Origin of the sequence: Actinophytocola sp. (genome assembly GCF_050699935.1) — a bacterium.
Lineage (GTDB): Bacteria > Actinomycetota > Actinomycetes > Mycobacteriales > Pseudonocardiaceae > Actinophytocola.
Map to the genome: position 1 here is coordinate 1 of NZ_JBOHGB010000209.1, position 10,094 is coordinate 10,094.

General features: G+C 73.3%; 9 protein-coding genes. 3 read left to right on the forward strand and 6 right to left on the reverse strand.

The window, feature by feature from the left end; translation table 11 throughout:
* Window positions 1–120: 120 nt before the first annotated feature.
* From ACRDTB_RS35480 to ACRDTB_RS35500, 5 genes are all read right to left on the reverse strand, one after another.
* Window positions 121–1,191: an NAD-dependent epimerase/dehydratase family protein gene (locus tag ACRDTB_RS35480; RefSeq protein ID WP_431436631.1), complete on the reverse strand. Its 1,071-nt coding sequence runs from the start codon at window positions 1,189–1,191 to the stop codon at window positions 121–123.
* 73 nt (window positions 1,192–1,264) lie between these two features.
* Window positions 1,265–1,618: a hypothetical protein gene (locus tag ACRDTB_RS35485; RefSeq protein WP_431436632.1), complete on the reverse strand. Its 354-nt coding sequence runs from the start codon at window positions 1,616–1,618 to the stop codon at window positions 1,265–1,267.
* Between the two features lie 10 nt (window positions 1,619–1,628).
* Window positions 1,629–2,510: an ABC transporter permease gene (locus tag ACRDTB_RS35490; RefSeq protein WP_431436633.1), complete on the reverse strand. Its 882-nt coding sequence runs from the start codon at window positions 2,508–2,510 to the stop codon at window positions 1,629–1,631.
* A complete protein-coding gene (locus ACRDTB_RS35495) occupies window positions 2,510–3,427 on the reverse strand; it encodes an ABC transporter permease (protein ID WP_431436634.1) in 918 nt (305 codons plus the stop codon). Before ACRDTB_RS35495 ends, ACRDTB_RS35490 begins: the two co-directional genes overlap by 1 nt.
* Before the next feature lie 2 nt (window positions 3,428–3,429).
* On the reverse strand, window positions 3,430–4,962 hold the full coding sequence (locus tag ACRDTB_RS35500; protein WP_431436635.1) for an ABC transporter substrate-binding protein: 1,533 nt from the start codon (window positions 4,960–4,962) through the stop codon (window positions 3,430–3,432).
* Between the two features lie 130 nt (window positions 4,963–5,092).
* Here ACRDTB_RS35500 and ACRDTB_RS35505 point away from each other — a divergent pair, with 130 nt between their 5' ends.
* Together ACRDTB_RS35505 and ACRDTB_RS35510 are read left to right on the forward strand one after the other, a co-directional pair.
* Entirely contained in the window at window positions 5,093–6,118 is a 1,026-nt protein-coding gene (locus ACRDTB_RS35505; protein WP_431436636.1) for an isocitrate/isopropylmalate dehydrogenase family protein, read from the forward strand.
* Window positions 6,115–7,185 carry an LLM class flavin-dependent oxidoreductase gene (locus tag ACRDTB_RS35510; protein WP_431436637.1) on the forward strand — a complete coding sequence of 357 codons (1,071 nt, stop codon included), beginning with the start codon at window positions 6,115–6,117 and terminating at the stop codon, window positions 7,183–7,185. The genes ACRDTB_RS35505 and ACRDTB_RS35510 overlap by 4 nt, the downstream gene beginning before the upstream one ends.
* Here the strand turns inward: ACRDTB_RS35510 and selA are convergent.
* Window positions 7,128–8,471, reverse strand: a complete 1,344-nt coding sequence (gene selA, locus ACRDTB_RS35515; protein WP_431436638.1) for an L-seryl-tRNA(Sec) selenium transferase — start codon at window positions 8,469–8,471, stop codon at window positions 7,128–7,130. The genes ACRDTB_RS35510 and selA overlap by 58 nt on opposite strands.
* A gap of 177 nt (window positions 8,472–8,648) precedes the next feature.
* On the opposite strand from selA, the gene ACRDTB_RS35520 reads away from it, so the two are divergent.
* Window positions 8,649–10,094: DUF4135 domain-containing protein (locus tag ACRDTB_RS35520; RefSeq protein WP_431436639.1), on the forward strand; the 1,446-nt coding region annotated here is incomplete at its 3' end.

Here is a 10,094-nt window from a genome sequence, read left to right on the forward strand (position 1 = left end):
CCGCTCGCGGTCGCCCTGTGTTTGATGGTTCGCTCGCACGCTCGCTCACGACAGCCCCTCGCAGGCTCGGTGCTGCCGCTCGCGGTCGCCCTGTGTTTGATGGTTCGCTCGCACGCTCGCTCACGATGCTTGCTCCTCCAGTCGAGTTCCGATCGAGGCGAGCGCGGTGCGGTAGACCTCGACGGCCCGGTCCTCGCGTGCGTAGTCGAAGGCGTGCGCGCCCAGCGACCGCTCCTCGGCCGAGCCGGGCGCGACGGGGTGCTCGGCCAGCCAGACCGCGCCGCGCCGGGTCGCCTCGACGACGCCGAGCACGTCGCGGTAGCCGAGCGCGCGGATCGCGCCGAGGTCGAACACCGTGTTCTGGCGCAGTGCGAACGGGTTCCCGCACGGGCTCGCGGACAGCGGCACGCCGACGACGTCGAACGAGTGGCCGAGCGCGCCGGCCACGGCCGAGGCGATCGCGGCGACGCTCAGCACCTTCTCGTCGCCCACGTTGAACGTCCGGCCCGCCGCGTCCGGGTGGCTCATGGTCAGCAGCACGGCCGCCGCGAGGTTGTCGGCGTACCCGCGCTGGGGCAGCATCAGCCCGTCGCCCTCGAGCGCGAGCGTGCGCCGGCCGTCGAGCACCCGGCGCACGAAGTACCACTCGAACGGGACGTACGCGTACGGCCCGTACACCATGGTGTAGCGCAGGATCGCCGCCTCGAACGCGCCGCTCGCCTCCGCCTCCGCGACCAGCCGCTCGCCCCGCTGCACACCCGCGCTGAGCCGGTCGCCCGGCAGGTCGCCGAGTGGCCGGGTGGGCGGGTCGCCCTCGCGCAGGGGCAGCGAGAAGCCGAGCCGGCCGACCGGGACCTGCCAGCCGGTGTACGCGGGCAGCCCGGTCACCGCGACCAGCCGGCCCACCCGGCCGGACAGCACGGTCACCACGTGCCGCAGCCGGCCGGACGTGGCCACCGCGACGTCGAAGGTCCGGCCCGCGATCGCCGTACGCAGGTCGGCGAGCGACGACGGATCGGTGTGGAGGTGCTCGACCTCGGCGCCACCCGGGCCGAAGTCGACCTCGTGGGCACCTGTGTGCAGGATCGTCACCCGGTCGCCGCCGGCCAGCAGCCGCCGCACGACCGCGTACCCGGTCGGCCCGGTGCCGCCGACGACAAGCACCGACCGGCCAGGCGCAGCGCCGCTCATGCCCGGCCGCCAATGCCCGGAAGGCGTCCTTCCGGGCGTCCAGTGTCCGGAAGGCGTCCTTCCACGCTCCCGCTCACGGCCGAACCCGAGCGGAGCCGGTGACCACCGTGGCGCCGGCGCCGTCGCGGATCCAGAGCCGGGCGGTGCCGGCCCCGGCGCTCGTGTCGAGCGTGCCGCCGCACACCAGGTCGGTGCCGACCGGTACGACCGCGTGGTTGCGCCATTCCAGGTGCTCGAGCGTGCCCGCGCCGTCGAGCACCCGCACCAGGTACGTCCCGAGCAGCGGCCCCTGCACGATCGGCCCGGCGAGGTCCTCGGCGCGGGCCCGTTCGGGGTCGAAGTGCAGCAGCTGGAACTCCCACATGGCGGCGGCGTACCGGACCGTGTCGAGCAGTCCGGGACGCAGGCGAAGGTCGGGCAGGTCCACGGCGGCTCCTCTACTTCAGGTACGGGTCCCAGCGGTCCTGCAGCCCGTCGCCGAGCATGTTCGCGCCGAGCACGAGCGCGACGAGCGCGATGCCCGGGAACGCCGGGTACCACCAGGCGAGCGCGAGGTAGTTGCGCGAGTCGCTGAGCATCTGGCCCCACGACGGCGTGTTCGGGTCGACGCCGAGGCCGAGGAACGACAGCGAGGCCTCGGCGATGATGAACCACGCGAAGTTGAACGTCGTGATCACGATGATCGACGCGCGCACGTTGGGCAGGATGTGGCGCAGCAGGATCCGGGTGTGCCCGGCCCCCAGCGCGCGGGCGCCGTCGACGAACTGCCGCCGGGCGATCGACATCGCCTCGCCGCGCACCACCCGGGCGAACAGGATCCAGCCGCCGACGATCAGCACGGCCACGATGTTGGTGATCCCGCGACCGACGGCCGCGACCACGACGATCGCGAGCGCCAGGAACGGGAACGACTGCTGGATCTCCGCGATCATCGTGACGACCGCGTCGAACACGCCGCGGAAGTAGCCGGCGAGGAGCCCGATCGCCACGCCGACGAGCCCGGCGCCAATCACCGCCAGGCCGCCGACGACCAGCGACACCCGGGCGCCGTGGATCACCCGGCTCAGGATGTCGCGGCCGAGATGGTCGGTGCCCAGCAGGTGGTTGCCCGTCCCGGTCGGCGCCCACGCCGGCGGGGCGAGCCGCGCGGCCAGGTCGATCGCGTTCGGGTCGTGCGGCGCGAGCCAGGGCGCGGTGAGGGCGACCGCCGCGACCGGCAGCACGAGCACGATGCCGATGACGATCTGCAACCGTCCGGCCTTGCGTACCGGCCGGGCCTTCCCCGCGACGGCCGGTACTCGGATCGCCAGGTCCGCCATCACGTCCTCCGCAGCCGTGGGTCGAGGAAGGTGTAGGCGATGTCGAGCAGCATGTACGTGACCACCACGAGGAGCGCCACCATGAACACCGCGCCCTGCACGACCGGGAAGTCCCGCTGCAGCACGCCGTCGACCATCAGCCGCCCGATGCCCGGCCAGGCGAACACGACCTCGGTGACGAGCGCGCCGCCCACCAGGTGGGAGAACATGTACGCGGTCAGCGTGAGGATCGAGATGCCGCTGTTCTTCAGCGCGTGCACGCCGACCACGCGGGCGGTGCGCAGGCCCTTGGCGTTGGCGGTCTGCGTGTAGTCGGCCGACAGCGACTCGATCATGCTCGCACGTGCGATGCGCGTGGTGTTGGCGAGCGAGAACGCGCCGAGCGTGGCCGCGGGCAGGACCAGGTGCGCGAGGCTGCCCGAGCCGGAGGACGGGAACCACTGCAGCGTCACCGCGAAGACCAGGATCGAGACGATGCCGAGCCAGAAGGTCGGCACCGACTGGCCGACGAGCGCGCCCGCGACGACAAGCTTGTCCGGCCAGCGGCGGCGCATCCGCGCGGCGAACGAGCCGAGCAGCGTGCCGCCGATCGTCGCGATCAGCACCGCGGCGCCGGTCAGCTCCAGCGTGGCCGGTAGCCGCTCGAACACGATGTCGGCGACCGGCCGCTGCTGGAGGTAGGACTCGCCGAAGTCCAGCCGCGCGAACCTGCCGAGGAACAGCAGGTACTGCACCAGGAGCGGCCGGTCCAGGCCGAGGTCCGCGCGGACCGCCTCCTGCTGCTCCTCGGTGGCGACGTCCGGCAGCATCAGTGCCACCGGATCGCCGCCGAGCCGTTGGAGCAGGAAGATCACGGTCAGCGAGCCCCAGAGAACCACGATCACCCGGGGTATCCGCCGGAGCAGATAGCCGGCCATGGTCAGCCGCCGGTCCGCTTCGCTTCGAACAGGTTGATGTAGGTGGACGGCAGGAACTCGATGCCCTCGACGCTCGGGTCGACCGCGTACAGCCCGGGGTCGGAGTGGAAAGCGACGAAGTACGCCTGCTCGTGGGCGTAGGCGGCGAGCTCGGTGAGGTAGTCGGAGCGCTCCTCGGTGTCGGTAATCGTGAAGCTCTGGTCGAGCATCTGGTCCAGCTTCGGGTCCGCGTCGATCTTGCGGATGTTGTCGCTGCGGAAGATCTCGAGCGTCCACGACAGGTCGTAGGCCGGTGCGTCCTGAATGGACCAGTAGTTGATCGGGCCCCACGAGCCGGAGTAGAGCCGGTCGAGCCAGGCGCCGCCCTCCATCGGGTTCTGCTTGACGGTGATGCCGACGGCCTGCAGGTAGCCCGTGATCGCCTCGGAGATCTCCTTGTCCCGGTAGTACCGGCCGAGCGGGTAGTCGAAGGCCAGCGTCACGCCGTTCCCGTAGCCGGCGTCGGCGAGCAGCTGCTTGGCCTTCGCCGGGTCGTAGGGCCGCGGTTGCAGCTCGTCGCTGTAGCCGACCGAGTTCTCACCGACGATCTGGCCCTTCAGGTCCCGGCCGTACTCCTGGGTGATCGACTCGCGCAGGGCGTCCTTGTCGATCGCGTGGTCGATCGCCTGCCGCACCCGGACGTCCTTGAGCGGCGTGTTGGTGGTGGTCTGGAAGAAGATGTTCGCGCTCTGTCCGGAAGGGACGGAGATCAGCTTCTTGCCACCACCCTCGATCTGGTCGACGAAGTCGGGCAGCACGCGGTAGGCGACGTCGATGTCGCCGGCCAGCAGCGCCGAGACCCGGGTGGAGTCCTCCGGGATCGAGCGCAGCTCCACCCGCTGCAGCCCTGACTTGGTGCCCCAGAAGTCGGCGTTGGGGGAGAGCACAACCTTCTCGCCGGGGGAGAAGCTGTCCATCTTGAACGGTCCGGTGCCGATCGGCTTGGTGACCAGCGCGCCCGGGTTCTCCTCGGTGTACTTCGGCGGGACGATCCAGACCACGGAGGTGCGGGTCGGCCAGTTGCCGACCGGGGACGAGAGGTGGAAGTCGATCGTCAGCGGATCGATGATCTCCATCCGCTCCAGGTTCTCGATGCGCACGCGCCACGGTGTCTTCTCGTCGTCGAGGGCGCGCTGGAACGTGTAGCGCACGGCCTCGGCGTCGAGCGGCTCGCCGTTGGTGAACTTGACGCCCTCGCGGAGCTTGAAGCGCCAGTGCTTGGCGCTGATGGGCTCGAACGACTCGGCCGCCCACGGCTTGGGCGCGCCGTCGTCGGTGCTCACCAGGGTGTCGTAGACGAACCGCAGATAGGTGTAGTCGGAGGTGGCCGTGGTGCTGATGGGATCGAAGTTCTGGGAGACGTGGTTCATGCCGATGATCAGTGACTGGTCGGCGGCGCGGCCTCCGGCGTCACCGCCACCTCCGCCGCCGCAGCCGGCCGCGATCAGCGCGACAGCGGTGGCGAGAACCAGTAGACGACTGTTTGTGCGCCGCATGCGTGGAAGTTGCACAGCTGCCTCCTTTGCCAGCTCCGCGGCGTCATTTCGCGCGCGTCGCCTGAGGTGTCTGGAGACTATATATCGTCTATCATAGTGTCCAGTCTTTCCCTGGAAGGGAGATCTGCTTGTGAGACACACGGTGGTGCACGTCCCCGGTGACGGCATCGGACCGGAGGTGACGTGGGCGGCCCGACAGGTCATCGACGCGAGCGGCGTCGACGTCGAGTGGGTGCTCGCGGAGGCGGGCGAGGACGAGTTCGCGACGTCGGGCTCGACCATCCCGCCCCGCACGGCGTCGCTGGTCCGCGAGGTCGGCGTCGTCCTCAAAGGACCGATGGCCAACCCGGTCGGGCACGGCTACCGCAGTCCCAACATCGCGCTGCGGCAGGCCGCCGGGGTGCACGCGAACGTCCGGCTGGCCTGGGCGATGCCCGGCGCGCGGACCCACTTCCCGGGCACGGACCTGGTCGTGGTCCGCGAGATCACCGAGGACGTGTTCACCGGCGCGGCCCAGCAGGTCGGCCCGGACGCGGCGATCACCGTGAAGTGGGTGACCCGCGCGGCGACGCACCGGGCGGCCCGGTTCGCGTTGGAGTACGCGCGCCGGCACGGGCGGCGGCGGGTCACCGTGGCGCACAAGGCGGCGACGCTGAAGGAGACCGACGGCCTGTTCCTCGCCGCCGCGCGCGAGATCGCGCCCGAGTACCCCGAGATCGAGTTCGACGACTGCCTGGTGGACGCCCTGGCGATGCACCTGGTCCGCGACCCGTCCGAGTTCGACGTGCTGCTCGCGCCGTTCCAGTACGGCGACATCCTGGCCGACCTGTGCGCGGGGCTGGCCGGCGGGCTGGGCGTCGTGCCGGGCGCGTCGTTCGGCCCGCGGTCCGCGCTGTTCGAGGCCGCGCACGGGAGCGCCCCGAAGTACGCGGGGCGAGACGTGGTCAACCCGACCGCGCTGGTGCTGTCCGGGGCACTGCTGCTCGACCACCTGGGGGAGTCCGCGGCCGCGGCCCGGGTTCGCGGCGCGGTGGCCGCGGTCGTGTCGGCGGGCAGGGCGACCACGTACGACCTCGGCGGCACGGCGAGCACCACGGAGATGACCGACGCGATCATCGCGGCGCTGCCCCGCGCCGGGGAAGGAAGTGCGGCATGAGGTTCGGGTTCGGGGTCAGCCTGGTGTGCGACGACCTAGCGGCGTTCCCCGGCTGGGTGCGCACGGTCGACGAGTGCGGCTTCGACGTGATCGGGCTGACCGACTCCCCGGCCCTCTACCCGGAGACGTACGTGACCGGCGTGCTGGCGGCGCAGAACACGTCCCGCGTCCGGTTCGGTCCGCGCGTCACCAACCCGCTGACCCGCCACCCGATCGCCGCCGCGGCGGCCGTCGGCTCGCTGGACGTGCTCTCGGGTGGTCGGGCCCTGTACGGCATCGGCGCGGGTGACAGCGCCGCGCACACCGCGGGCGCCCGGCCGGCCCGGGTGGCCGACATCGAGGAGTACCTGCTGGCGGTGCGCGGCCTGCTGCGCGGCGAGGAGGTCGTCTACCGGGGTACGCCGCTGCGGATGTTCACCGAGCCGCGGTCGGTGCCCGTCTACGTGGCGGCGGCCGGCCCGAAGATGCTGCGGATGGCCGGCCGGGTGGCCGACGGCGTGATCATCGGGACGGGCGTCATTCCGGAGGTCGTCGAGCACACGCTCTCGCTGATCCGCGAGGGCGCCGAGTCCGCCGGCCGCTCACTGTCCGATCTGGACCTGTGGTGGCTGTGCGGGGCGCGGATCGCGGAGAGCCGGGCCGAGGCCGAGGAGCGGATGCTGACCCTGTCGGCGGCCCTGATCAACGCGCACGGCCAGGTCACGCTGGGCGGCAAGCTGATCCCCGACGACGTCCTGCCGGAGGCGCGGTACCTGGTCGACCACTACGACTTCGACGCCCACATCAAGCACGCGTCGGCGCGGTCCAACGCCGACCTCTTGCGGTCGTTGCCCAAGCTGCGCGAGCACGCGTCGCGCCGGTACGTGATCGGCGGAACGCCCGAGGAGTGCGTGGCGCAGATCCGGGCGGCCGGCGAGGCGGGGGCGCGGCAGTTCTGGTGGACGGTGTCCTTCCCGGACAAGATGGAGTTCGTGCGCCGGTTCGCCGCGGAGGTGATGGCCCCCTTGCGTCAGCCGGCGCCCGAGCCGGCCGTCCCCACCGCCACCACGGCGTCCACTATGGACTGATCGGCGTCCGCGGGGACCGCCAGCAGGTCCAGCAGGCAGTAGCCGCCCGCCACCCGGCCCATCACCGGGGGCGTGCCACGGCGCAGCCGCTCGGCGTAGGGCTCCGGCAGGCGCACGGCCGCGCTCGCCAGCGCGACCCCCGGTGCCCCGCCGCCACCCACGGTCGCCTCGCTGGTCGTCGCGGTCGCGTCCACGCCGCGCGCACGCAACGCCCCGGCCACCTGGTCCGCCCGCTTGCGCAGGTCCTCCTGGCGGGACGCCAGTGCCGCCGCGGTCGGGGTCGGCGGGACGCGCAGCGTGGCCTCCAGCGCGGCCAGCGTCAGCTTGCCGCAGCGCAGCGCGCGGGCCAGCGGGTGGCGGCGCAGGCGGTGCACGAGGTCCGCCCGGCCGAGGAGGAGGCCGCACTGCGGGCCGCCGAGCAACTTGTCGCCGCTGGCGATCACCAGGTCGGCCCCGCCGCGCAGCGCCGTCGTCGCGTCGGGCTCGTCGGGCAGCAGCGGGTGCGGGGCCAGCAGGCCCGAGCCGATGTCGGCCACCACCGGTGCGTCCAGTGTGGACAGGTCGGCGACGTCCACCGCCGCGGTGAAGCCGGTGACCACGAAGTTCGACGGGTGGACCTTGAGCACGAAGCCCGTCGCTGGGCCCACCGCGGCCGTGTAGTCCGCGAGCGCCGTGCGGTTCGTCGTGCCCACCTCGCGTAGTGCCGCGCCGGTACTGGTCAGCAGGTCCGGCAGCCGGAAGCCGTCGCCGATCTCGACGAGCTCGCCCCGGCTGATCACGATCTCCCGGCCGGCCGCGAGCGCCGTGGCCGCCAGGACCAGGGCGGCGGCGCCGTTGTTCACCACGTGCACCGCCCCGGCGTCGGGCACCGCGGCGGCCAGTGCCTCCGTCACGCCGCGGCCCCGCCCGGACCGGCGTCCGGTCGCCAGGTCCAGCTCGACCGGGGTGGGGCCGGCGGCCGCCACCAGCGCGTCGGTCGCCGCCGCGGACAGCGCGGCCCGGCCCAGGTTCGTGTGCAGCAGGACGCCGGTCGCGTTCACCACTGGACCGAGGCTCGACGCACGCGCCGGCAGGGCGGCCACCGCCGCGTCGGCCACCTCGGCCGGGGCCAGCGTGCCGGCCCGCGCGCGTTCCTGCGCCGCCACCACCGCCTGCTTCACCGCCGGACGCCCGACTCGCGCCACGGCCTCGACGAGCCGCGGGTCCGCCAGGACCTCGTCGGTCCGCGGCACGAGGCGGCGCGGGTCCGGTGTCTCGAGAGGACGGTGCGGACCGGACGTGTGCACCACGCCAGCCTACCGGCGGAAAGCCCCGCGCCCGCGAGCCGGCGCACGTCACCCGGATGCCGGGCCCGGCGTCACGGCGTGTGGTCCCGTGCTGACCGGGCGTACGTCGGGTGGCGGATTGCCCCGCCCCGCCGGGCTGCGGGATTCTCGTCCGGCCGGCCGGGGGAGGAACGACGCGTGAACGCCGACAGCACCAGCGACGCCGCCGGACAGGTCGAGCGCACTGTCGACGCGTACCTGCGGCCCGCCTTGGACGTGCTCGCCGCCGAGCTGGACGGGGTCGACGGGCTCGCCGCCGGCGAGCGGGCCGCCGTCCACGCGGGTGCCGCGGCGGCGCTGCGGGACACGGTGCGGCGCAAGGTGATCGGCGTGTTCCCGCTGGAGCGGGAGGCCGGCGACCGGGACGTGCTCGCCGACCGGTATCCGGCGCTGGTGAAGCGGCTCGGCACCGGTGTGGACAACCGGGTGGCGGCCGCGGTCGCGTTCGCCCGGCGCTTCGCGGCCGACCGGACCCGACTGTCCGAACTGGACGGTGCGGACCCGGGCACGCTGGACGAGGCGTCCTTCGGCACCGAGGGCAGCCACCGCGGCCAGAACGCCGTGCTGCTGCGGTGCGCGCGGGGGCGGCTGGTGTACCACCCGCGGCCGGTCGCGGTCGAGCACGCGCTGGCCGGGTTCCTCGCCCGGGTGCTGGCGGACGAGCCGGACCCGATCCGGGTACCGCGGGTGGTCGCGATGGACGGCTACGGCTGGGCCGAGCTCGTCGAGCACCGGTACTGCACCGGCGAGGACGAGCTGCGCCGCTTCCACCGCGACCTCGGCCGCTGGCTCGCGGTCCTGCGGCTGCTCGGCGGCATCGTTCCGCACGAAGAGAACCTGGTCGCCGCGGGCCCGGTGCCGGTCGTCACCGACTGCGAGACGCTGTTGACCCCGCGCCCGTCCGCGGCGCCCTCCGGTCACGGCGCGGCGGTCGACCGGGTGCGCGAGCTGGTCGGTGCGCACCCGGTCGGCTCCCTGCTGGGCACCGGCCTGGTGCCCGGCCGCCCGACTGGCCGAGGACCCAGCCCGGAGCCGGTCCTCGGCCGGTACCGGGAGCACGTCGCCGCCGCGTTCACCGAGCTGACCGAGCGGCTGCGCGAGTACGACCGCGGCGGCGAGCTCGCCGGCTGGCTCGCCGCGTTCGCGGACACGCCGGTCCGTGCCGTGGTGCGCGACGGCGGGACCTACGCCGAGCTGTCCCGCATGCTCTGGCACCCCGAGTCGCTGCGCGACCAGGAGCCGGCCGTGACGCGGGCGCGCAACCTGCTGGCCCGCGATGCCACCGACGCCACCGCCGCACCCGCGGCGCCCGGCGACCCGTACGTGATCGCCGCCGAGGTCGCCGAGCTGCTCGACGGCGACGTCCCGTGCTTCACCACCACGCCCGCGCTGGGCATGCTGCTCGGCCCGCGCGGCACCACCTGGGGCTCCCGTACCGACCTGGTCGCCGACGCGCTCGACCGCTGGCGTGCCGCCGACCCCGCCGTCGACAGGCGGGTCATCCAGGCCGCGCTCGCCAGCGCGTACCTCGACGAGGGCGCGCGCCAGGAAGGACGCCTTGCTGACGTTCAACGTCAGCAAGGC